Here is a 22,411-nt window from a genome sequence, read left to right as displayed (position 1 = left end):
TAGAGATAAAAGTCAACAGGCAATTTTTCAATTCTGACTTCGCCTATATCTAGCTTTCCTCTATCCCCCTTTTATTACAAATGGAAACATAATGAACACAATGTCACACCTTTTCCCATACGACTCGTGGTATGATTAAGCCTTTAAGAAAGAAAGGTGGTTTCACGCAATTATGGACACTTCACAAGCTTTAAAAGGGAGAGTAACCGAAAAAGATCGGTTCCCTATCTCCCTTTACTCCCTAACGGTTGGCGCCTTCGCCATCGGTATGACTGAGTTCGTTATTATGGGAATTCTGCCTAATGTGGCCGATGACTTGAATGTTAGCATTTCGCAAGCGGGGCAATTGATCACGGGTTACGCACTTGGCGTGGCATTCGGTGCTCCGATTCTCGCTATGTTGACTCATAAACTCCCGCAGAAGCGTCTTCTTCTCGTGCTAATGCTCATTTTCATTCTAGGTAATGGATTAGCCGCGCTAGCTCCTTCCTATGGGATCGTACTTGTAGCACGTTTAATCACTGCTTTGGCTCATGGTACCTTCTTCGGGGTTGGTTCTGTCATCGCAGCTAATCTTGTTCGGCCTGAAAAGAGGGCTAGTGCCATCTCAGTGATGATGGCTGGTCTAACTATCGCGAACATTCTTGGCGTCCCGCTCGGAACCTACATCGGTCAACACCTTGGCTGGCGGGCATCCTTCGGCGCCGTTGTCATCATGGGAATCATCTCTTTCATTGGTATTCTCATTTTCATTCCACAGATTGCTCAGAAAACAAACAGCAGCCTAGTAAAGCAAGTTCGTTCACTTCTGCAGCCGCGTCTCTTGCTTGTTTTCCTAATTGGGGCATTAGGCTGTAGCAGCTTGTTTGCAGTATTCACCTACATCGCGCCCATTCTCATCAACATTACTGGGTTTAAAGAGAGCAGCGTGACGTGGATTCTTGTTTTATTCGGCTTTGGGGTTACGCTAGGAAACATCCTCGGCGGAAAAATGGCAGACTGGAAGCTCATGCCGTCCTTAATCGGCAACTTCGCCGCGTTAGCGCTTATCCTAGCCGTATTCGCATATACGGATCAATTCCCGGTTGCTGCGATTATCACCATCTTCATATGGGGCATTGCGGCGTTTGGGATTTTGCCTGGACTGCAGATTCGCATCATGAATCTGGCCAAAGACGCGCCAGAACTAGCAGCCACTTCAACGCATTCTGCGTTGAATCTCGGCAATGCTGGCGGCGCCTTTCTAGGTGGCTGGGCGATTACGCACACAGGCCTTGAGTCTTTGCCTTGGATCGGTGCCGGATTAACCGGGGCGGGGTTTGTTTTAATGCTGTGGAGCTACCTGCGGGAGCGTAAGGTGAAGTAAGTGTAACGAACCAGCGGCAAGCTAGGACTTAAACATAAGTCTTCGCTTACCGCTGGTTTTTTGTAGGTAAATAACTAGTGCGTATTCGCCCATTCGACTCCTTGTTCCAGAATGATTCCGTCTGACTCCACCCATTGGGTGAGGCTTTTCTCCTTGGCTTGAATGACAATAAAATGCAGACCTTCTGTCTTCGACGTATTCCGCAACACTCTCACACCGTCAGGTGCAATGCGAATGGACGTGCCTTCGTGCACATCTATTTCGTTTCCGTCCACTTGGATTTGGCCTTGCCCTTGAAGAAAAATGTAGAGTTCTTCATTCTGTTGGTGCTTGTGATAAAAGGGGACTTCCCCCTCCGGGGGCAAGTGATTTAGTGAAACTTCCATACTCGTCAGTTGCAGGGAGTCTTTCAGAAAGATTTTCCCCTTCAACATGCCTTCCGTTACACTTAGAAATTCAGAAAATGCCCCTGCGTTGCTAACCGAGTAATTCAGTTGATTTGCACGCATCAGCTTGCCCTCCTTAGAACGCTGTCAGCGTTTTGCCTGTTTCGAGCAGACTCTTCAAATTGCTGAGAATGAAAGGCCAGCCGTTGTTAAATCCTTCGATTTTACCCTCATCCTTAAGAATATCCTGCTCTAACAGCTCCTCATGGCGAAGTGTTAGCTTGATCGTCCCGTTCAATGGTGTTAATTCATACGTCACTTTGGACATCCGATCGCCTTCGGGGTCCTTTACACTCCAAGTAATCGTGAGCAAGCTATACGGCTCATAGACAAGCACTTCACCGTAGTGTTCCGTCTTGTCTTTATTCATTAATTGAAAGCTCGAACCGACTTGCCAATCTGACATGATTTCACGACCAAAAAAATACTGCTTCGTAAACTCTTTGCTCGTTAAGGCCGCCCACAATTTCTCTGGTGTGGTAGCGATGTAAGTCACGTACACGAAAGACTTTTTATTCATGATTCGAATCCTCCTCAAGGGCTTGCTTCAAATTGGTTAATGCCTCAATTCGGCGCTGATCAAACTTACCGATCCAGCGATGGTAAATCTCCCCGATGGGTACCGGGTTCAGATAATGAAGCTTCTCGCGGCCATGCCATATGACCGTAACCAGATTCGCCTCCTCCAGCAGCAAAAGGTGCTTGGTAACAGCTTGACGACTCATCGTCATTTGCTGACAGAGATCTGTTAAGGATAGTCCGTTATTCACGAACAGGATGTCTAGTAATTCTCTACGTGTTCCGTCTGCAAGTGCTTTAAAAAGTTTGTCCATGCGCCTATTATATGCAACAATTTAGTTGCATGTCAAACAAAATTTGTAAATAAATATCTACTTCTACACACTAAGCTATTCGCTATCCACTACTCCCTTGCCCACAATTCCATCTCACGCTCGTATTTTAACTGTAAAAAGTACATTTAATTTCGCCACTTTGCTCACTTTAAAGAACTTAACTGTATTTCTTGTAGTTATTTTGGTTGTATTTGCCAACAAATCCTAAAATCGGCGAATTTAACTGGAGGTTTTCCATCTAATTGTTGATTATCAGCTTTTTAGAAGAAAATAGATGGAGGTTTTCCAGTTAATCCGACGGTTGACGATGGTGGAGGCTGACGCCGAGGGCATTGGGTGGGAGGAGTGGTCGCTTCAGCGTTAAAATTGACGCTACTGCTGGCATCCAGAGCCACGGGCAACGCCAGGATGAGCATCAGAGAAGAAGCCACTCCACCACTCCCCTGAGACGCCTGCACCTGTGGGCGCAGCGAACCCGCACACAAAAAAGGCGCTTCCCCATCAACCGAGGAAGCGCCCTGCCTTACCCTACAACTGCTGAAGATCCCTTCTGCAGTTGATACATTTTCGCATAGCGCCCGCCAAGCGCCATGAGCGTGTCGTGATTGCCCCGCTCGGCGATTTCGCCGCGGTGCAGCACAAGAATTTGATCCGCATCGCGGATCGTGGACAACCGATGCGCGATGACGAGTGTCGTCCGCCCTTCGCTAACCACCTTCAGCGCGCGCTGAATGAGCCCTTCCGTCTCACTGTCGATGGAGGCCGTGGCCTCATCGAGTATCAGGATCGACGGGTCGAACGCCAAGGCGCGCGCGAACGAGATCAACTGCCGCTGACCGGAGGACAGCGTGCTTCCCCGCTCTACGACCTGCTCGTCGTAGCCTTTCGGCAGCTGCTCGATAAAGCCAGCTGCTCCAACATCACGCAGTGCAGTCTTCACTCTGTCCAACGAGATATCGGAATTGTACAGGCTCACGTTGAACTTGATGTCCCCCGCGAACAGGAACGGATCCTGCAGCACGATCCCCATATGCTTGCGCAGCGCCTGTTTCGACATTCCCTTGATGTTATGCCCATCAATCGTGATGGTGCCCTCATTCGGCTCGTAGAAGCCTAGAAGCAGGTTCAGAATAGAGCTTTTACCTGATCCCGTGTGCCCAACTAAGGCTATCGTTTCCCCTTTTCGCGCCTCAAAGGAGATGCCCTTCAATACGTTCTCGCCTTCTTTATAAGCGAAGGTAACATTATCGAACTTTACGATCCCCTCAGGACGGCGAATGTGATCCGTTTTTTCTACATCTTGACCTTCCATATCAAGAATAGTGAATACCTTCTCCGCTGATACGAAAGCCCGCTGCGCATTCGTCAACTGATCGAATATCCCGATAATCGGTTGAAAAATCCGACCCAAATAGTCGATAAACGCATAAAATACTCCGAAGGAAATAGCGGCTTCTAACGATTTTCCACCAAAATACCAAATCACCATCGCGGTCACCAAACTTCCGATCGTTCCAACAATATTCCTTGTGGAAAGGCCGTAAATCCGAAATTGTTTCCGCTGGTTCACATAACGATCCATGTTCAGCACTTCGAACTCATCCAGTGTAACTTTCTCCCGACGAAAAGCCTGAATGATCGGCATCACGACAATCGACTCATTGATCATCGCGTTCATATCGCTGAGTCTAGCACGCATAATGGTGATAAAGACTTTTGAATATTTGAGATGAATATACATAATCACCACAAATATCGGCGGCAGCACTAAGCAGAACAACGCTAGTTGCCAATCCAATAGGAAAAGTGCGATGTAAATCCCGACTAGTTGCAGCATGCTTACAACGAAAGTTGCCATGAAGCTCATAAAGAGATCACGAACAGCCTCCGTATCATTCGCGATACGCGATACAACCTGACCGATCGGTGTGTTATCGAAGTAACGCAACGAAATGCGTTGAATATGCGCCATCAGATCCATCCGCATGTTTTTAATAATTTGCAGAGCGGTAGATTGGAGGATATAGGCCTGCGAATAATTACATAGTCCCGCTGCCAACAGTAATCCCAAATAGATACCGAGCAATTTAAGCACAGGCGCCATTTCATGAGCACCGGTGGAGAGGTATTTATCAATAATTGTTTTCGTTATATAAGGCCCGCCCAGCTCGGCAGCTACTGAACAGCAAAGAATCAGCAGCGCACCGAGAATTCTGAACTTGTAGACGAGCGCGTAGGAAATCAGTCGTCTTGCCGTTGTCGGTTTAGACAAAATAATCGTCCTCCTTTCTCAATCCTCGAGACTTGCTTCCATCTGTTGACGATCCCATTGCTCGCGGTACCAACCTCCGAAATGCATGAGCTCCTCGTGCGTGCCCTCTTCAATGACTCTGCCCTCATCAAGAACGAGAATCCAGTTGGCATGGCTTACCGCAGATAGACGGTGTGTGGAAATAAGCGTTGTACGCCCCGCGCGTTCTTTACGAATATGCTGAAGAATGCGACTTTCTGTACGTGCATCTACAGCGGATAGCGAATCATCGAGCAGCAGAATCTCCGAATCAATTAGTAATGCCCTCGCAATCGCTAAACGCTGTTTCTGTCCGCCGGACAACATCACACCATTCTCACCGACAATGGTCGCTAAACCTTCTGGCATCCCCTCAATATCTTGGGTAAAAGAGGCCATTTCCACGGCGTGCGCAATCTCTTCTGGCGTAGCCGTATGTTTGCCTAACGCCACATTATCCCGAATGGACTTCGAGAGCAATAAATGCTCCTGTGGCACATAAGCGACCCAACGTTTCATTTGGTCAATCGCAATTTGCTCAATCGGTACACCTGAAATGCGCAGCTTATCTGATTCTAAGGGATATTGGCGCAGCAGTTGCTTCAGCAATGTGCTTTTGCCACTGCCGGTCCGACCGACGATACCCAGTGTTTGACCTCGCTCTAGCTGAAAAGAAACATGAACAAGACTCGGATGGTTCGCTGTCGGATAAGTGAACGTCAAATCATTCATCTCAATACGTTCTGGCACAGCAATATGGACGGGCTTCTCGATATCGACGAGATCTGCCTTTTGCAGCAGCGCCTTATCCAAGCGATCTGCCGAGGCACTGCCACGTTGCAGAACGTTAATAAACTCACCGAAGGAAATCATCGGCCAGATCAGCATACCCAGGTAAATATTGAAGGAAATGAGTTGCCCCAACGTGATTTCACCTTGAAACATAAGATACGAGCCGTATCCGATACCGATCGAATAGCTGACGCCAACGATCAACGATGTCAGTGGTTGAAATAGCGCATTGAGCATCGAGACGCGGCGGTTTTTGTTCATCACATCCGATGTAACCGCATCGAATGCCTTCAAATCCTGCGCTTCCTGCACGTAGGAGCGAATGACTCTTATACCAGAGATGGATTCCAAAGCATGATCGTTCATGACACCGAAGGAAGCTTGTGCTGCCAGGAAGCGTACACGCACCTTTTTGCCTAGAAGATTAATCACTAAGGCCAGACAAGGCAGCGGAATTAGCGCCGCGAGCATTAATTTGAAGGAGATCAATGACACCATCGTAATAATGACAACAGATGCGCCTACTAGCGTTGTAACGAGTGTCATCACCCCGTAACCGGAGGTCTGACCTATCGCTAGAATATCATTCGTCGCGAGTGCCATTAGCTGTCCAGTTGAGTTACGTTGGAAGAACGGTGGAGACATTTTAGACAAATGCGTCAACAAACGCCCTCGAAGCAATTTCTCTACCAAGGCAGAGTTGCCGAAGAGGTTCGTGATCCACAGAAAAGTCATGACATACAGAAGCAGCGAAAGCCCAATCAGCAAGTAAACCGTATAATGAAGCCCGGAAGCTGTTAAATCCCCAGTACGAATATGGTCAACGGTATTCCCGATCATTTTAGGTGGAATTATCGCTAATAAATTCACACCGACTAATAGGGAGACTGCCAGTACATAATACTTCCATCTCTCTTTGAAAAACCAGCGAAGCTTCATCACAAAAGACACATTTCCCACCTCATTTTGAATTTCTTTTTCTCGGCATACTTATTGATTCTATAGTTTAAGGCAAGTGAAGTCCACACCTGATCTCTTATAAAATAAAACTTTCGCCTCGTCCGGAATCTTTTTACATATACGAACGTTAAAGGGAACAGACTATACCTATATTTTACATATAGAAAGGAAGTTTACCAACCATGAAACCGACGATACGTAAAACATGCGCGATCCTCTCCCTATCCAGCATGCTGATAACTGGAACGGCTTATGCAGTTACTGATGCACCCGACATTCCTACTACCCCCACGATCGCGTTTGCCCTGAAAGAGGAGGTTAAAAAGGTGCAATCGACTGGCGTTATTACTTCGATTCGTACGAATGGTAATGACGCAGCGATACAAATTCAAGACACGGGCACAGGTGGTATTGTGCTCAATGTTGGGCCAGAAACGACTTACCAAATGCTTGATGGTTCCAAACTAACGCTGGCAGACCTTCATGTAGGCTTGACGATCACTGCCGAGCATTCTATGGCAATGACGATGAGCTTGCCGCCGCAGACATCCGCGTCTAAGATCACTGTGCTAGATACCGCTATCCAAAAAGGTGCGCTAGGAACTGCTGGAATCATTGAAGATGTGCGTAAAGATGGCAGTATTTTTATCAAAGGTGAAGGTCTTACCGATCTTGCTCAAGATGAAATTGTTCTGCACATCGGAAAAGATACTGCTGTTGTTGATGGCAAAGGTGACCCTGTAGAGAAATACTCCCTCGTTAAAGGCACGAAAGTAATCGGGTTCTACAGTCCTGTTATGACGAAAAGCTTGCCGCCCATCAGCAACGCTTGGAAAATCGTTGTAACGGCTAAAGAAGAGTAAGCTTAGCTGTTCTATGAGAACCTTCCGTATTCGTAATCGGGAGGTTCTTTTCATTTGTAAGAAGCGCATCCATGATGGATGTACACTGTCCAAATGTTCTGTTTTTTGATACAATAACTGAAAATTCAATCGTATAAGGGGACTCATATGGAATACATTAGCACTCGCGGCAAAGTAGCACCCATCGGCTTCATCGATGCGATCCTCATGGGATTGGCCAATGACGGCGGTCTACTCGTACCGAATCACATCCCACAGCTATCTGCTGACACACTTCAAAGCTGGTCGAAGCTCTCCTACTCAGAGCTGGCCCTTGAAATTTTCTCTCTTTACGTGAACAATGAAATTCCTCGCAATGAGCTGAAGCAGCTTGTTGATGAAAGCTACGCAACGTTCCGCGACGAAGCTGTAACACCGGTTAAACGTCTGAGCGATGATACGTATGTGTTGGAATTGTTCCACGGGCCTACTTTTGCTTTTAAGGATATTGCGCTGCAATTCCTAGGTAATCTGTATGCCTACGTTTCACGTAAAACGAATTCCATCATCCATATCCTCGGCGCAACTTCCGGTGATACGGGTGCTTCTGCGATCGAAGGCGTTCGCGGCAAAGAAGGCATTCGAATTTGTATCTTGCACCCTCACCAAAAAGTTAGTCAGGTACAAGAACTGCAAATGACAACGGTCAATGATGCAAATGTGTTGAATCTATCCGTTGAAGGTACTTTTGATGATTGCCAACGCATTATCAAGGAGCTTTTTGCTGATGTCGAGTTCAAACATCGCTACCACTTGCGTGCGATTAACTCCATCAACATTGCCCGTATTTTGGCACAAACGGTATATTATTTCTACGCGTACTTCCAATTACCGCAGGAGCAACAAGCAGCAAAGGTCAACTTCAGTGTGCCGACTGGTAATTTTGGCGATATTTTTGCTGGCTACCTAGCTCAAAAAATGGGCCTTCCTATCCATAAGCTTATTCTGGCTACGAATGAAAACAATATTCTTGAGCGCTTCGTGCAAGAAGGTGTGTACCAACCTGGCGAGTTCCGCGGCACCTACAGCCCGTCCATGGACATTCAAGTTGCAAGCAACTTCGAGCGCTACTTGTTCTATCTGTACGGCGAAGATGCAGCGGCTGTTAATGCCATCATGGAGCAATTCAAGGCCGAAGGCCGTGTGGTTATTCCTGCCGATAAGCTGCAAGCGGTGCAGGCTGATTTCGCTGCGTACGGCGTGAAGAACGAGGAGTGTCTCGACACGATCAGTGCTTACCACGCGAAGTACGAGTACCTGCTTGATCCACACACAGCGTGCGGTGTGGCCGCTGCAGACAAGCTCGCCGCTCCTGGCGAGGTGACGGTATCCTTGTCCACCGCGCATCCGGCGAAGTTCGATGAGTCGATTCGCTTACGCGGAATTGCTCAGACGTATCCGGAGCAAATCCAAGCCTTGTTCGACAAACCACAGTTCCAGAAGGTGGTTGGTGGTTCCAACGATGCGATCAAGGATGAGCTCGTGAAGTTTTTCTAGTAAGGGGTTATAGGGGCTTCTGCCCCTTCTATAGAAGCCTTCCCTCCGTGTTTATGGAGGGAGGGCTTTTTGACGTTTGGGGGAGCTGCTAGCCAGTAGCTTTAGTAGATTGAAATTGGATTAACTGGAAAAACTAAACTATCCATTAATGAATCGAGACTTAATAATTATGCAACTTAGTGAATTCTTATAAAAATTGTCGGTTTCTGAGGAGGTTGTCTCTCCTTACAAAGGTACGGTCACATGCGATTTCAAATAAAGATGTGCGATAACGTTATTTGCTACATTGAAATGTTCTGCGAAGAAATAGCATTACGGAATAACGCTATTTCGACCAAATGGAGTGAAATTTGTCCATTTATGATCAAATAACGTTGTTTAATAACGTTATTCCCCCATATTCTCTTATAAACTAACAAATAAGATGTTTTCATAACGTTATTTTGCGAACGAGGTTCATCTCTATGTCATGGGAGCGATAAGTTACCTCAAGTTGAAGTTCCCGGTTGTTTCTCTAAATTTTAAATAATACGTATCATTATTCAGGATAAACAGTTAATCGACAAGCTCAAAACTAGATCTAATTCTGCCCAAATGAGCATATTTGTCCATTTAGATGCAATTAGGAAGTTAAATTTCGCGATTGAGTCGATTTTAAGTGGAATATCCGAAACTTTCCAGTTAATTGTAAATTCAACCCACCATTAACCCAACAAATCAGTCCTAAGACCGATCTTCGTCCTTCCCTATAGTCGGAAGACACGTGTACCCTGTCATGGTATTCTTAGAGTAATGAATCCAAACAGTAGGAGTGAACCAATTGAATATGAATATGAATCGCAGCGCTTTTCTCGGCCCGATCTTAATTCTGTTAGGCGTTTTTATGTTTTTAAAAGGGGATGTATCGTTCAGCTCAGGCACGATATTTCAGTATTTCTGGCCGACACTGTTCGTTATACCCATCGGAGTCTTCTTCCACTGGTTATACTTCTTCATCATGCAACGACGTGGTGTAGGCGTACTCGTTCCCGGAGGTATCTTACTAACGGCAGGAATCGTATGTCAAATCTCCGCCCTCTTCGATATTTGGCATCTCATGTGGCCAGGTTTCATGCTAGCTGTCGCTGTCGGCCTGTTCGAACTGTATTGGTTCGGTGGTCGCAATAAATATTTGCTCATTCCGATTAATATTCTTACGGTGATGTCGCTGCTGTTCTTCGCAATCTTCTCCATCAGCTCGATCTTTGGAACGCTCTTCCATAATAATTCGATCATCGCTATCGGGCTCATTGTCGTTGGCGGCCTAATGATGGTCATTCGTGGTCGTAACTAGTCACAACCGAGAAAGCCGTCCCGCAGGTTCACCTGCAAGGACGGCTTTTTATCATTGGAGCTTATATTTGCCAAGCGAGACACTATCACGTTCATGTACGCTCAATATATGGAAAAGCGATACACTATCTCCCTCTTTCGTTAACAAACCAAACCTTGCGTTCAACCCCGACCATCCTTCAATCCCATCCGCTTGATATTCCCCGGAAACATACGTCTGAGCCAGCTCTTTGTTCGCCCAGAACTCGATGCGCTTATTCGGTAAATCTCCTAATTGATCAACTAGCAATAAGAGATACAGCTTCTGAAAATCTGTGTTTTCAGGTACATCAACATAACCGTCCGCGAACACGACTGTTGTATCTGATTGAGCGCCGAGGTTCTCTCCCATCACCTCAAATTTCAAGCTATATCTACCATGAAGAAGTAAGGATACATACTTTTCGTAGGACAAACCGTTGTCCTCTTTACTTCGAATATCAACTCGATTCAAAGGTTCGTTCCAGTTCACTTCTGCACCCAGCGCCTGTGCAATTGCCCGCGTAGAGGTCAGTGTCGTTCCATCTTCGGCTACTTGAACTTGCGTATCTAGCACAGTCCCATTTACCGCAACTTGTCGGCCTGTATGAACCACATCTGACGCAGAGACCACTGTTACACCCGTTAAAGCAGCACCGCAGATCACACCGAGGATCCATGCCTTCACAAACGACCACTCTCCCTCTTCTAACTTGAAAAGTTCGCTACGCATCTTAATGAAGAAGTTAATGCTCCTTCAATTATATGCCAAATCTGTCCACATCAGCCGTCCTCGTATGTAAAAAGGCCTGCGAATGATATTCATCCACAGACCTTTATATTTAACCTGCCACAACGTTATCCCCTGTGGTTTTTTTAATTTGTTTGCTTCGCAGTTGTCCACAAGCAGCATCGATATCTGTCCCGTGCTCCAAACGCACGCTGCAGGAGATACCTTGCTTCTTGAGTGTGTCATAGAAGGCTCGCACGGATTCGCGCTCACTTCGTTGATATTGACTGTGTTCATCTACAGGATTGTACGGAATCAAGTTCACATTCGCCAATTGGCGGATATGCTGAATTAACTCAGCCAGTTGGAGCGCATGTTCTCTGCCATCATTCACGTCTTTGAGCAAAATGTACTCAAGCGTAATTCGACGATTCGTTTTCTCCAAATAGTACTCGATCGCTTCCATCAACGTCTCAATCGGGATCGCTTTGTTGATTTTCATGATGCGCGTACGAAGCTCGTTCGTTGGGGCATGCAAGGAAATCGCTAGATTCACCTTTAGATCGGAGTCGGCAAACTCTCTAATTTTAGGCGCAAGACCGCTGGTGGAAACGGTAATATGTCTGGCAGCGATATCCAGACCCTTCTGGTCCTTTACCACACGGATAAAATCCACCATGTTCACAAAGTTATCGAACGGCTCGCCAATTCCCATGACAACAATATGGCTAACACGCTCGTCTTTCCCCACTGCGTCCAAGTGGAATTGGACCTTCATAATTTGTTCCACGATTTCCGCCGCGGAGAGATCACGGCTCTTGGCCAATAAACCACTCGCACAGAAGCTGCATCCAATGTTACAGCCTACTTGTGTCGTCACACAGACGGAGAGACCGAATTTATGACGCATCAATACCGTTTCGATCAAATTACCGTCCGATAGCTTAAATAGAAACTTCATCGTACCGTCGGCCGATTCTTGTCTCGTATGTTCATTCAAGGTGTGGATGGCAAAATGCTCCTCTAACGTTGCAAGACAATCCGCTTTTACATCTGTCATTTCTGCGAACGAAGCGACGCGCTTACGATACAGCCAGTCCCATACTTGTAGGGCGCGTGACTTTTTGTAGCCCTTTTCGGCCAGCCAGGCGACCAATTGATCAAAAGTTAATCCATAAATGGATGAAGTATTCATTGGGTTATCCTCTTTTCGAGACTATCACGTGCAGTCTAATTCTTTCTAAGCAGCCGAAGCGTACCATCTACATAGGTTACATGAGAAAATACTCAGTTGAATTTAAGCTATCTAGTTCATATTGTGCCAAAAATCCTCCCTGAACACAAGGGAAGACTCATTCCAACAAAGAAAAGGCACCTCCGAATCCCGGGGGCACCTCGTATTTCGTTCATTATACGCCAATTAAGCGATTGTTACTTCTACTTTACGTTCTTCTTCCGCCGCGACTTCATCATCAGACACCAAGCCGTAAGGAATACATAGCGGAACACCAGCCCGTTTATCCACGATTACATCCGCATGGATGGCGAAGACATCGAGCAGCATTTTCGGTGTTACAATATCCATCGGTGCGCCTTCATAGACTACATTACCTGATTTAATCGCGATCAAATGATCCGCATAACGCGTCGCATGATTCAAATCATGCACAACCATGACGATCGTCGTATTGTGACGCTCGTTAATTTCTTTCAACAAACAAAGAACCTCTAGCTGATGCGCCATATCCAAATAAGTCGTCGGCTCATCCAAGAACAGCATATCCGTTTGCTGTGCTAACGCCATCGCGATCCATACGCGTTGACGTTGTCCGCCCGACAAATGATCGATTGGGCGATCCTTGAACGGTGTCATTCCTGTCACTTCGAACGCCCAGTTGATAATGTCACGATCCGCGCTGGACATCTTCTGGAAGCCGCGCTGATGCGGGAACCGGCCATATCCGACTAGCTCTTCAGCGGTAATGCCTTCCGGAGCCGATGGAGATTGAGGCAAAATCGCTAATTTCTTCGCAATTTCTTTCGTCGATTGATGATGAATGGAATGACCATCAAGGAATACGGTCCCTTCCGTTGGCTTCAATAATCGCGACATCGCCTTCAGAATCGTCGATTTCCCCGAACCATTCGCACCAACTAAAGCCGTAATTTTGCCCGTAGGAATCTCAATACTTAAATCATTAATAATTTTCAATTTATCATAAGAAACATGAAGCTGTTCAGTATATATTCGCGTTGAAACCGCCATGAGGAACATCCCCTTTTCCAATATGTATACAGGGTTGAATGATCGTATAATTTCTCTCCATTAAATAAAAATGATAATCATTATCAATGAAAAAGTCAAGACTTTTCATACAAAAATAGGATGCCCACAGGCATCCTACTTCTTCCAAGCTTTTTGACGCTTATACTTTAAACCGTGCTACGGCCAATTGAAGGTCATTCGACATACCACTGAGCTCATTAGCCGTTCTGGAAACTTCCGAAATCGTCGCTAGTTGGTGTTCCGTTGCAGCTGCAACAGCTTGTGTAAGCTCCGTCGTCATCCGTGTTAATTCGGCCATTTCCACGATACCAGCTAAGACTTCCTCTGAACTCGCCGACATTTGCTCAGATACAGCTGATACATCGGTCATCTGATCCACAACCTCCTGAACCGTGCCGGAGAGATCCTTGAACGTACCGTCTGTTTGCTCAACGACAGCTTGCATGGCCTCTACCTCACCTAGGCCGCGATCCATCGCGATAACAGCCGCTCCGGTCTCATGTTGAACACGCTCAACGAGTTCAGCAATACGTTCAGTTGCAAGTCGGGACTGATCTGCAAGCTTGCGAATCTCCGTAGATACGACAACGAAGCCTTTGCCGTGCTCCCCTGCTCTCGCTGCCTCAATCGATGCGTTCAACGCGAGCAAATTCGTTTGTCTCGTCACATGCGTAATGAGGACTGTGATTTCGCCGATTTCCTCAGACATCGATTTCAAGCTCTGGATCGCTTGCACAGCCTGCTGGACGGAACGCAGCGCTTCACTAATTTGCTCCATGCTTTGTCCCATTCGGGCATTACCCTCACTCGTATGCGTACGCGCATGTCCAGAAATATCTGTAGCATGCCCGGCGGATTCTGCTACGCGCTGAATGCCTACAGCCATCTCATTCATAGCATGACTGCTTTCCTCTGTGCCCTGACGTTGTTGCTCTGAGTGCGAAGCAAGCTGCCCCATCATATCCGAGACAGATGCTGTAGATTGACTGGTCTCCTGCGCACCAGTTTGTAAGGATTCCGATGCCGCTGACACTTGTTGCGCTGCTTGTGCGATTTGAACAATAAGTCCCCGCAGGTTACCGACCATATCCTTCAAATGATTGCCCAATATCCCCAATTCATCCTTGCTTTTACTCTTGGTTAGCGCTGAATCCGAGAGATCTCCTGCCGCTGCCGCCTGCGCCAACCTAACTAGCGGGCTGATCTGACGCAGATACAATCGTACAATCATGACGATGAAAAGTGTCCCAATAACGATTGCAATTAATCCAATCCATAGCGACTGCAACGTATATTCGTTCATCTGCGTTTTAATAACGTTATAATTAAAATCTAACCCCGCGAAAGCAACGAGCTTGCCATCCTTGTCTCGAATTGCACTTACTACACTCTTCCATGTTCCTAGAGAATCTTGGTAAGTACCCGTGATACCGAAGCCTGTTTTTTCTGCTTGCTCGAGAGCTACACGTAGCTCAGGAACTGGCACATAAGGATCTGCCGGTTTCTCATCGACATACAGCTCCGAATTGGATAACAGATTCAAGAGCGCCGGTTCCCCATCCAGCGTTGTCCACTCTGGGTAAAATAAGTATGCGTTCTCTACCAAATCCCCTTGTGAAACGCGGTCCATATCTTCCTGAACGTTCATAACAGCAGGCTCATATTTGTATGCTTCTTTATTTTTCTTTAATTCCGTCTTGGCTTTCTCAATGTAATCAATTTTCTGCAGGAGTGGCGCATGGAAAACCCCCTCAAGTGCGGTTAAATTATCTGCCATTTGCCGCTGATGCTGTTGATACGAAACGAAGGTAAGCAACACGCAAAGCAGAATATAGCAGGCCGCTGTCCAGGCTGAAATTTTGAAAGAAAGAGATCGAAAAAACCTTACAGATGCTTGCTTGCCTTGTGATTTAGCTTGTGACATGATTAACAAAAACACCTCCAGAATTGTACAGCACGGCAGTTAGGGAAAATATTGGTCTTATCGTTATATCTTCTAGATTTCGACAAAGTTTTTAGAAACCCTTCCCTTTTTTTATTTAGAATTTGTTTTCAACCCACACTTCGTGGAGGTATTCCTATGAGGAGGATGACAGTATGTCGACGATAAAAGCACTTATTTTTGATTTTGACGGTACGATTCTGGATACCGAGACCGCTTGGTATGAGGCTTTCCGCGAGATTGCTCTCGAGCATGACATTGAGCTGACTTTAGACATGTACGGGCAATGTATCGGCACTTCTCTGCATGTGTTTGATCCCTATGACTATTTGATTATGGATAAACAAGTACCAATGGATCGCGAAACACTTAGCAAGCATGTCCACGCGCGACATACGAAAATGATGGCCCAAGAAGGTATTCGGCCAGGTATTCTTGATTACTTGGCTGGCGCGCAAGAATTAGGTCTGCGCATTGGCTTAGCCTCCAGCTCTAAGCGCGCTTGGATCGACAACTACCTCGCACAGTTGGGGATTGCTCACTATTTTGAAACCATTCGCACCGCAGAGGATGTCGAGCTAGTGAAGCCTCACCCTGCGCTCTACGAGCTAGCGCTGCAAGACCTTGGCGTTCAGCCGCATGAAGCGGTAGCGATAGAGGATTCGCCAAACGGTGCCCGCGCCGCGGCTGCGGCAGGCATGCACTACATCGTAGTGCCTAACCCGGTTACGACGTTTTTAACTTTCGATGGGGAGCCGCATCGTTTAGAGTCTTTGGCGGAGCTTTCGCTGCAGGATATGTTGAATCGCGTCTTGACGGCCCCTGACACTCGTGCTAATTCAACAAAGAACGATTGATGTACAACCTGGGAATAGTGATAAAGTCGTGGAACGTTTCAATAAAGAAGGCCCATTAGACGGCATGGAGGGTCTCATTGATGTGACTGTGATGGTCAATAAACGCAGTAAAAGATCCGAGGAGGTTGTCGTCTTCATCCGTTGGGAGTCCGAACAAGCGTGGAAAAACTGGGAGAAAAGTCCCGAACATCTGTCTGGACACCGTAACAGCAAAGGTCAGGAGCGGCCAGAATACGTCATCTCCTCGACAGTGAGTATGTTTGATGTGAAAAAAATTCGTCCCGGCCAGTTCGGGCGATAAGTAGGTGGCGCGGGGGCGCGGGCTGGGGCCGTGGCCTGGGCGCGCAGGCCGCTAGGCTGCCGCGGAACGAGCTAACGCGGGCCTGCCGCGTGGTGGAAGCCAGAAGCCAGAGGCTGGAGCTCACATAGCGCCGCCACACAAAATTAGCTGGAAAAAGTACAGCTAATTCAGCAGATTTCCCCTATTAATTACGATTAACTGGATTTCCTACAGCTAATTTCGGCGTACCTCACCTTTTTGCCAAAATGCACGACATTAGCTACATAATTTCCAGTTAAAGCGCATTTGAGCGGAAAAGTTGCCGAATTAGCTGTATATTTTCCAGTTAGTCGTTGCCGCGGCGATTGCTAACCAGTAAAATGATGCTGGCGCTGAAAAGTAGAAGGACATTTTTTAAGCAGCTTTTGTCTTGAGATCGTCTACACACCGTGCAGTGCATCCAACGCAGCCTGCTCATCCTTGACGAAAAAGAAATGCTTCCCATGGTTGCATTCGTAGATGAAATCGCGGAGGTTTTTGCTGTCGTATTGATCGAAATCGCCGACAATCGCCATTTTCATATAATAGTTCGTATATTTCTGTAGAACATCGCCAGCGAGTTTCGTTTTGAGCTCAAAGAAATCCTCGGTCACATTCCACTGATGAATAATAAACTTGTCGCATCCCGACAAATATCGAACCGTTGCCATTAAATCCAGTGCATCCTGGGTGTTACTGATAAGAATATCGGTGCTCTCCACGATGGCAACTTGCGAATCGCCCCTCTGATTGATCGATGTATTCATGTCATTTCTACCTCTTTCTCCATTAATTCATCCACTAGGACTTCATCGTCCCGTCTATTCAGTACATTTTCCTCCAGAACAGCGAATTTATCGCCGTATTCCTTAATGATATGCGTTTCTCCCCACATACAGAGCGAATCCAGAATGGGCGTCAAGCTTGACCCGTAGTCGCTTAGCTCATATTCCACTTTTGGCGGTACTTGATTGTACACGATTCGCTTCACGATGCCGTCATCTTCAAGCTCTCTGAGCTGTTGAGTCAGCATTTTTTGTGTGATTCTCGGCATGAGACGTTTGAGATCACTTGTGCGCTTTTTCCCATGAGTCAAATGGCAAAGTATGACGCATTTCCATTTCCCGCCTATCACTTCCAGGGTGGCTTCCACGGAAATATTGTACAGTTTTTTTCCCATATGCGCGCTTTCCTCCTATCACATCTTATAGGCACTAAAAAGTACCTACCGCACGTAAAAGTACGTACTAGTCATTTTCTCTATAATGTCTGATAATAGCACTTACCGGCCGGGACATACAAGTTTGGAGTGATTGCGATGAAACAAAATACGAATCGAAATACGCTGGCGCTGCTTGCCCTCGCGGTTAGCGCCTTCGCCATTGGCACAACCGAGTTTATCAGTGTCGGACTGCTTCCGCTCATTGCTGAAGACCTTCATATATCCATCACAGGCGCAGGATTAACGGTGACGCTATATGCCCTAGGTGTTACTTTCGGAGCACCTATTCTAACATCATTAACTTCCACCATTTCACGCAAAACGTTGCTGCTCTGGATCATGCTTGTGTTTATCGCAGGCAATCTATTAGCCGCCACAGCAAGCGGCATCGTTATGCTGCTCATCGCTCGGGTCGTATCCTCGCTGGCGCATGGCGTCTTCATGTCGATTGGCTCGACCATCGCCGCGGATCTCGTACCCGAGAATCGCAGAGCCAGCGCGATTGCGCTGATGTTCTCGGGGCTTACCGTCGCTACCGTAACCGGTGTGCCGATCGGCACCTACCTCGGCCAACAGCTAGGTTGGCGGGCTGCCTTCTTCGCTATTGTCGCCGTTGGTGTCATTGCCCTAATCGCGAACCTCGTGTTGGTTTCCGGGAATTTACGCAAAGGCACGCGAACTCGGTTTAGCACACAACTGAAGTTGGTCACCAATGGCCGCCTGTTGCTCGCTTTCTCGATTACAGCCTTAGGCTACGGTGGAACCTTCGTGGTGTTCACGTATTTATCTCCATTATTAAACGAGATTACTGGGTTTAAAGAGCATACCGTAGCGCTAATACTACTCCTCTATGGAGTTGCCATCGCCATCGGGAATGTCATCGGAGGACGCGCAGCGAACCGAAAACCAATTCGAGCTTTGCTCATCATGTTCCTATTACAGTCTCTCGTTCTGTTCCTGTTTATGTTCACAGCGCCTTTCAAAGCCGCGGGTTTAATCACCTTATTTTTCATGGGATTACTCGCATTCATGAATGTACCAGGGCTGCAGATTTATGTCGTTCAGCTTGCTGAGCGATTCGCCCCTGAAGCCAAGGATGTCGCATCCGCCTTCAACATTGCAGCTTTCAACCTTGGTATTGCTGGCGGAGCATTCCTCGGCGGTCTAATTACCGACTCCATCGGGTTAATTCATACCACATGGGTCGGAGGAATCATGGTTTTAGGAGCCGTTCTACTTACGTTGTGGAGCATTAAACTCGAAAAAGCCGATCATACAACACAATCACAACCCATTATTCTAGGAGGAATACCACAATGACAACGAACCTTCAACAAACGATTACCCTTCACAATGGTGTAACCATGCCCTATATCGGTCTTGGTGTATTTAAAGTAGAAGACGGTCCAGAAGTCGTGCAAGCCGTGAAAGCTGCCTTGAAAATCGGCTATCGCAGTATTGATACCGCGGCAATTTACGGCAATGAAGCCAGCGTAGGACAAGGGATTCGCGAGGGATTAGCAGAGAATGGCCTAACGAGAGATCAAATTTTTGTTACATCAAAAGTGTGGAACGCCGATCTTGGCTATGAGTCCACCCTTGCGGCCTACGAAGCAAGCTTAGCGAAGCTGGACTTGGATTATCTCGATCTCTATTTGATTCATTGGCCTGTTAAAGGGAAATACGTAGAGGCATGGCGAGCCCTAGAGACGCTATATCAAGCGGGACGCGTGAAGGCAATCGGTGTGAGCAATTTCCAGATTCATCATTTAGAGGACGTAATTCATACGGGCACGATTAAACCGATGGTCAACCAAGTGGAGCTACACCCCCTTCTTACTCAGACGGATGTACATGATTTTTGCAAAGTGCATGGTATTCAGTTGGAAGCATGGTCTCCTTTGATGCAGGGTCAGCTTCTGGACAATCCCGTTCTCAGCGTGATCGCTGCTAAATATGGCAAATCCATCGCTCAAGTTATCCTGCGTTGGGATATCCAGCGTGGGATCGTCACAATTCCTAAGTCAACGAAAGAACACCGTATCTTGGAGAATAGTTCGATCTTCGATTTCGAGCTTACGAACGAGGATATGGCGGCGATCGATGGCATGAACCAGAATCTGCGTGTCGGTCCGGATCCGGATAATTTTGATTTTTAATTGAGATATGATGATGAAGCCCTGCCTCCTTTCTTCAGAAAGAGGGGTGAGGGCTTTTCTTAAAATTTATTTATTTTTAAGCCTTCTTTAACCCCGTAGGTGTAAAATTCAGGTAACTACTATCCCTAGAAGAAGGTACGTGACCGATGTCCATCACAGAATTATTTCATTCCTTCCCCTCCCTACACACCAAACGACTCCAATTGAGGCAAATGGATGCATCCGATGCAGAAAATATTTACCGTTATTATACAAACCCTCTGATATCCAAGCATTTGGATTGGCAGGGCCCCTCTTCCGTTGAGGAAGCTCGAAACCTTATTGCATCTTGGAATCAGGCATTTATGGCGAAAAGACTATTACCCTGGGGAGTTTCTTTGGGTACAAACACCCGCTCAGACATTGTGGGAACCATTCTGGTAATGCCAACACGAGGCAGTTTCGAGAATAATCCCCTTTTTCCCGTGTCCATAGGTTATGAGCTTCAAGCGGAATATTGGAATAAAGGCATCATGTCCGAAGCACTGGAAGCCGTTATCGATTTTACACGAAAGCACGTCGAGATCCGCAGAATACAAGCCGAAGTGTATCCTGAGAATATAGCTTCACTCAAACTGCTGAAAAAGCTGGGTTTCCAAGAAGAAGGCCTTTTACGTCAATATATGATGCACGAGGTAACTAAAAAAATGCTAGATGTCGTCATGCTTGCCCTACTTTGTTAGCGCCATTCTCCAACTCAACTTCATGAGGAATAATTTCCCTCAACTTGGTAAAAGTTACTTTTAACTAAGGATGAGAGGATGCTCCAGACAGATGAACAATGAACAATCGGGTAACAACGATCAAACCAGTCAAGCCAATATGACCTTAACGAACCGTCAAGGCCATCCGATTTCGGATAACCAGAACATCCGCACGATTGGCAATCGTGGCCCGTCCACACTTGAAAATTACCATTATATCGAGAAAATTTCCCATTTTGATCGGGAGCGTATTCCAGAGCGTGTGGTGCATGCGCGTGGCGCTGGGGCTCACGGGTATTTTGAAGCGTATGGGACAGTTGGCGACGAGCCGGTCTCTACCTATACGCGAGCGAAGCTTTTTCAGGAAAAAGGGAAGCGTACCCCTGTGTTTGTACGGTTCTCAACCGTGATCCACGGCACGTATTCACCAGAAACATTGCGGGATCCGCGCGGCTTCGCGACGAAGTTTTATACGGAGGATGGCAACTGGGATTTAGTTGGCAATAATTTGAAAATCTTTTTCATTCGCGATCCGTTGAAATTCCCAGATATGGTGCACGCGTTCAAGCCTGACCCAGTTACAAATCTGCAGAACCCCGAAAAAATGTTTGATTTCGTCTCGAATTCACCCGAAGCGACACACATGATCACCTTCCTCTTCTCGCCATGGGGGATTCCGGCTAACTATCGGCAGATGCAGGGGTCGGGCGTCAATACGTACAAGTGGGTAAACCAGACTGGCGATGCTGTACTCGTAAAATACCATTGGGAGCCGCTAAAGCAAGGAATGAAGAACTTAAAGCAGTCCGAAGCCGAAGCGATCCAGGGTAAAAATATTAGTCATGCCACGCAGGATTTGTACGAGGCCATTGCGCGCGGTGACTATCCCGAGTGGGAGTTGTGCGTTCAGATTCTAAGTGACGACGAGCACCCCGAACTCGATTTCGACCCGCTCGATCCGACCAAGCTGTGGGACCATGAGAAATTCCCTTTTCGGAAAGTGGGCAAAATGGTGCTGGATCGCAATCCGGAGAATTATTTTGCTGAAGTGGAGCAGGCCGCATTCGGGACGGGGGTACTCGTCGATGGCCTCGATTTCTCGGACGATAAGCTGCTTCAAGGTCGGACCTTCTCCTACTCGGATACACAGAGGTATCGCGTAGGAACAAATTATTTGCAGCTGCCGATCAATGCCCCGAAGTCGCCTGTTGCGACGAACCAGCGGGACGGGCAGATGACGATTATGGTGGACAAGGCGCCTGACCAAAATCCACATGTGAATTACGAGCCCTCCTCACTGGGCGGGTTGCAGGAAGCGGCGCCTTCGGGCAAAGAGCATCAGCCGATGTACAATGACCGGCTGGTTCGGGAGAAGATTAGCCGCCCGAACGATTTTGGACAGGCGGGCGATACGTACCGCAAGTTCGAGGATTGGGAGCGCGACGAGTTGATCGCGAATTTGGTCGATGCTTTGAAGATCTGTAAGCCTGTGATACAGGCGAACATGATCAGCTATTTCGAGCAAGCCGATCCGGATTACGGACGGCGTGTGTCTGAAGGGCTTGCTCAAGCGAAAGTTGAGCAAGCGCATTTAGGCTCCGTCGCGGCAAAAGCCGGAGCGGAACTAGCAGAGGACGCCGGGCAGCGGACGGACGGCTATTAGGATGAAAAGGCACCCTGGATGGGTGCCTTTTG

Annotated in this window: 21 protein-coding genes; 10 read left to right on the top strand and 11 right to left on the bottom strand. The window is 47.2% G+C overall.

The window, feature by feature from the left end; genetic code table 11:
• Positions 1-172: 172 nt before the first annotated feature.
• Positions 173-1,366: an MFS transporter gene (locus tag J2736_RS18125; protein ID WP_310499996.1), complete on the top strand. Its 1,194-nt coding sequence runs from the start codon at positions 173-175 to the stop codon at positions 1,364-1,366.
• A gap of 74 nt (positions 1,367-1,440) precedes the next feature.
• Here J2736_RS18125 and J2736_RS18120 read toward each other — a convergent pair whose 3' ends face one another.
• The 5 genes from J2736_RS18120 to J2736_RS18100 form a co-directional block, all read right to left on the bottom strand.
• The gene (locus J2736_RS18120) at positions 1,441-1,875 is read right to left on the bottom strand and encodes a cupin domain-containing protein (protein ID WP_310499995.1); all 435 of its coding nucleotides are present in this window, start codon (positions 1,873-1,875) and stop codon (positions 1,441-1,443) included.
• Positions 1,876-1,888: 13 nt separating this feature from the next.
• Complete coding sequence (locus tag J2736_RS18115) at positions 1,889-2,332, bottom strand: SRPBCC family protein (protein WP_310499994.1); 444 nt, start codon at positions 2,330-2,332, stop codon at positions 1,889-1,891.
• Positions 2,325-2,645, bottom strand: a complete 321-nt coding sequence (locus J2736_RS18110) for an ArsR/SmtB family transcription factor (protein ID WP_310499993.1) — start codon at positions 2,643-2,645, stop codon at positions 2,325-2,327. Before J2736_RS18110 ends, J2736_RS18115 begins: the two co-directional genes overlap by 8 nt.
• A 544-nt stretch (positions 2,646-3,189) precedes the next feature.
• Positions 3,190-4,938 carry an ABC transporter ATP-binding protein gene (locus J2736_RS18105; RefSeq protein ID WP_310499992.1) on the bottom strand — a complete coding sequence of 583 codons (1,749 nt, stop codon included), beginning with the start codon at positions 4,936-4,938 and terminating at the stop codon, positions 3,190-3,192.
• An 18-nt stretch (positions 4,939-4,956) separates the two neighbouring features.
• The gene (locus J2736_RS18100; protein WP_463675860.1) at positions 4,957-6,699 is read right to left on the bottom strand and encodes an ABC transporter ATP-binding protein; all 1,743 of its coding nucleotides are present in this window, start codon (positions 6,697-6,699) and stop codon (positions 4,957-4,959) included.
• Between the two features lie 191 nt (positions 6,700-6,890).
• On the opposite strand from J2736_RS18100, the gene J2736_RS18095 reads away from it, so the two are divergent.
• The 3 genes from J2736_RS18095 to J2736_RS18085 all read left to right on the top strand — a co-directional run bounded on the left by J2736_RS18095 (position 6,891) and on the right by J2736_RS18085 (position 10,440).
• Complete coding sequence (locus J2736_RS18095; RefSeq protein ID WP_310499991.1) at positions 6,891-7,571, top strand: hypothetical protein; 681 nt, start codon at positions 6,891-6,893, stop codon at positions 7,569-7,571.
• Positions 7,572-7,718: 147 nt separating this feature from the next.
• Positions 7,719-9,107 carry a threonine synthase gene (gene thrC, locus J2736_RS18090; protein WP_310499990.1) on the top strand — a complete coding sequence of 463 codons (1,389 nt, stop codon included), beginning with the start codon at positions 7,719-7,721 and terminating at the stop codon, positions 9,105-9,107.
• A gap of 826 nt (positions 9,108-9,933) precedes the next feature.
• Positions 9,934-10,440 carry a hypothetical protein gene (locus tag J2736_RS18085; RefSeq protein ID WP_310500101.1) on the top strand — a complete coding sequence of 169 codons (507 nt, stop codon included), beginning with the start codon at positions 9,934-9,936 and terminating at the stop codon, positions 10,438-10,440.
• A 51-nt stretch (positions 10,441-10,491) separates the two neighbouring features.
• On the opposite strand, the gene J2736_RS18080 is transcribed toward J2736_RS18085, so the two are convergent.
• The 4 genes from J2736_RS18080 to J2736_RS18065 all read right to left on the bottom strand — a co-directional run bounded on the left by J2736_RS18080 (position 10,492) and on the right by J2736_RS18065 (position 15,398).
• Positions 10,492-11,145 carry a stalk domain-containing protein gene (locus J2736_RS18080; protein ID WP_310499989.1) on the bottom strand — a complete coding sequence of 218 codons (654 nt, stop codon included), beginning with the start codon at positions 11,143-11,145 and terminating at the stop codon, positions 10,492-10,494.
• 154 nt (positions 11,146-11,299) lie between these two features.
• Positions 11,300-12,382, bottom strand: a complete 1,083-nt coding sequence (rlmN, locus tag J2736_RS18075) for a dual-specificity RNA methyltransferase RlmN (protein WP_310499988.1) — start codon at positions 12,380-12,382, stop codon at positions 11,300-11,302.
• A 225-nt stretch (positions 12,383-12,607) separates the two neighbouring features.
• Entirely contained in the window at positions 12,608-13,453 is an 846-nt protein-coding gene (locus J2736_RS18070; RefSeq protein WP_310499987.1) for an ABC transporter ATP-binding protein, read from the bottom strand.
• 160 nt (positions 13,454-13,613) lie between these two features.
• A complete protein-coding gene (locus J2736_RS18065; protein ID WP_310499986.1) occupies positions 13,614-15,398 on the bottom strand; it encodes a methyl-accepting chemotaxis protein in 1,785 nt (594 codons plus the stop codon).
• A gap of 173 nt (positions 15,399-15,571) precedes the next feature.
• Between J2736_RS18065 and J2736_RS18060 the strand changes: the two genes are divergently transcribed.
• Together J2736_RS18060 and J2736_RS18055 are read left to right on the top strand one after the other, a co-directional pair.
• A complete protein-coding gene (locus J2736_RS18060; RefSeq protein ID WP_310499985.1) occupies positions 15,572-16,273 on the top strand; it encodes an HAD family hydrolase in 702 nt (233 codons plus the stop codon).
• On the top strand, positions 16,248-16,574 hold the full coding sequence (locus tag J2736_RS18055; protein ID WP_310499984.1) for an antibiotic biosynthesis monooxygenase: 327 nt from the start codon (positions 16,248-16,250) through the stop codon (positions 16,572-16,574). The genes J2736_RS18060 and J2736_RS18055 overlap by 26 nt, the downstream gene beginning before the upstream one ends.
• Before the next feature lie 419 nt (positions 16,575-16,993).
• Here J2736_RS18055 and J2736_RS18050 read toward each other — a convergent pair whose 3' ends face one another.
• Both J2736_RS18050 and J2736_RS18045 read right to left on the bottom strand, forming a co-directional pair.
• Positions 16,994-17,359 (bottom strand): DUF4180 domain-containing protein, encoded by a 366-nt coding sequence (locus J2736_RS18050; protein WP_310499983.1) that lies wholly within the window; start codon positions 17,357-17,359, stop codon positions 16,994-16,996.
• The gene (locus J2736_RS18045; RefSeq protein WP_310499982.1) at positions 17,356-17,772 is read right to left on the bottom strand and encodes a winged helix-turn-helix transcriptional regulator; all 417 of its coding nucleotides are present in this window, start codon (positions 17,770-17,772) and stop codon (positions 17,356-17,358) included. Before J2736_RS18045 ends, J2736_RS18050 begins: the two co-directional genes overlap by 4 nt.
• 138 nt (positions 17,773-17,910) lie before the next feature.
• Here J2736_RS18045 and J2736_RS18040 point away from each other — a divergent pair, with 138 nt between their 5' ends.
• From J2736_RS18040 to J2736_RS18025, 4 genes are all read left to right on the top strand, one after another.
• On the top strand, positions 17,911-19,134 hold the full coding sequence (locus J2736_RS18040; RefSeq protein ID WP_310499981.1) for an MFS transporter: 1,224 nt from the start codon (positions 17,911-17,913) through the stop codon (positions 19,132-19,134).
• A complete protein-coding gene (locus J2736_RS18035) occupies positions 19,131-19,973 on the top strand; it encodes an aldo/keto reductase (RefSeq protein WP_310499980.1) in 843 nt (280 codons plus the stop codon). The genes J2736_RS18040 and J2736_RS18035 overlap by 4 nt, the downstream gene beginning before the upstream one ends.
• A gap of 146 nt (positions 19,974-20,119) precedes the next feature.
• Positions 20,120-20,695: a GNAT family N-acetyltransferase gene (locus J2736_RS18030; RefSeq protein ID WP_310499979.1), complete on the top strand. Its 576-nt coding sequence runs from the start codon at positions 20,120-20,122 to the stop codon at positions 20,693-20,695.
• A 91-nt stretch (positions 20,696-20,786) separates the two neighbouring features.
• On the top strand, positions 20,787-22,379 hold the full coding sequence (locus J2736_RS18025) for a catalase (RefSeq protein ID WP_397340998.1): 1,593 nt from the start codon (positions 20,787-20,789) through the stop codon (positions 22,377-22,379).
• Positions 22,380-22,411 lie beyond the last annotated feature (32 nt).

It is taken from the genome of Paenibacillus qinlingensis, assembly GCF_031455095.1.
GTDB lineage: Bacteria > Bacillota > Bacilli > Paenibacillales > NBRC-103111 > Paenibacillus_E > Paenibacillus_E qinlingensis_A.
Note: the sequence above shows the minus strand (reverse complement) of the source record. Positions and strands in the feature narration are given on the sequence as shown.

What these genes read in the sequence shown, in the direction of transcription:
- thrC (WP_310499990.1), top strand. Translation starts at nt 7,719, where the DNA reads ATGGAATACATTAGCACTCGCGGCAAAGTAGCACCCATCGGCTTCATC.
- J2736_RS18095 (WP_310499991.1), top strand. Translation starts at nt 6,891, where the DNA reads ATGAAACCGACGATACGTAAAACATGCGCGATCCTCTCCCTATCCAGC.
- J2736_RS18040 (WP_310499981.1), top strand. Translation starts at nt 17,911, where the DNA reads ATGAAACAAAATACGAATCGAAATACGCTGGCGCTGCTTGCCCTCGCG.
- J2736_RS18045 (WP_310499982.1), bottom strand. Translation starts at nt 17,772, where the DNA reads ATGGGAAAAAAACTGTACAATATTTCCGTGGAAGCCACCCTGGAAGTG.
- J2736_RS18025 (WP_397340998.1), top strand. Translation starts at nt 20,787, where the DNA reads ATGAACAATGAACAATCGGGTAACAACGATCAAACCAGTCAAGCCAAT.
- J2736_RS18035 (WP_310499980.1), top strand. Translation starts at nt 19,131, where the DNA reads ATGACAACGAACCTTCAACAAACGATTACCCTTCACAATGGTGTAACC.
- J2736_RS18030 (WP_310499979.1), top strand. Translation starts at nt 20,120, where the DNA reads ATGTCCATCACAGAATTATTTCATTCCTTCCCCTCCCTACACACCAAA.
- J2736_RS18070 (WP_310499987.1), bottom strand. Translation starts at nt 13,453, where the DNA reads ATGGCGGTTTCAACGCGAATATATACTGAACAGCTTCATGTTTCTTAT.
- J2736_RS18120 (WP_310499995.1), bottom strand. Translation starts at nt 1,875, where the DNA reads ATGCGTGCAAATCAACTGAATTACTCGGTTAGCAACGCAGGGGCATTT.
- J2736_RS18065 (WP_310499986.1), bottom strand. Translation starts at nt 15,398, where the DNA reads ATGTCACAAGCTAAATCACAAGGCAAGCAAGCATCTGTAAGGTTTTTT.
- rlmN (WP_310499988.1), bottom strand. Translation starts at nt 12,382, where the DNA reads ATGAATACTTCATCCATTTATGGATTAACTTTTGATCAATTGGTCGCC.
- J2736_RS18115 (WP_310499994.1), bottom strand. Translation starts at nt 2,332, where the DNA reads ATGAATAAAAAGTCTTTCGTGTACGTGACTTACATCGCTACCACACCA.
- J2736_RS18085 (WP_310500101.1), top strand. Translation starts at nt 9,934, where the DNA reads ATGAATATGAATCGCAGCGCTTTTCTCGGCCCGATCTTAATTCTGTTA.
- J2736_RS18060 (WP_310499985.1), top strand. Translation starts at nt 15,572, where the DNA reads ATGTCGACGATAAAAGCACTTATTTTTGATTTTGACGGTACGATTCTG.
- J2736_RS18050 (WP_310499983.1), bottom strand. Translation starts at nt 17,359, where the DNA reads ATGAATACATCGATCAATCAGAGGGGCGATTCGCAAGTTGCCATCGTG.
- J2736_RS18110 (WP_310499993.1), bottom strand. Translation starts at nt 2,645, where the DNA reads ATGGACAAACTTTTTAAAGCACTTGCAGACGGAACACGTAGAGAATTA.
- J2736_RS18125 (WP_310499996.1), top strand. Translation starts at nt 173, where the DNA reads ATGGACACTTCACAAGCTTTAAAAGGGAGAGTAACCGAAAAAGATCGG.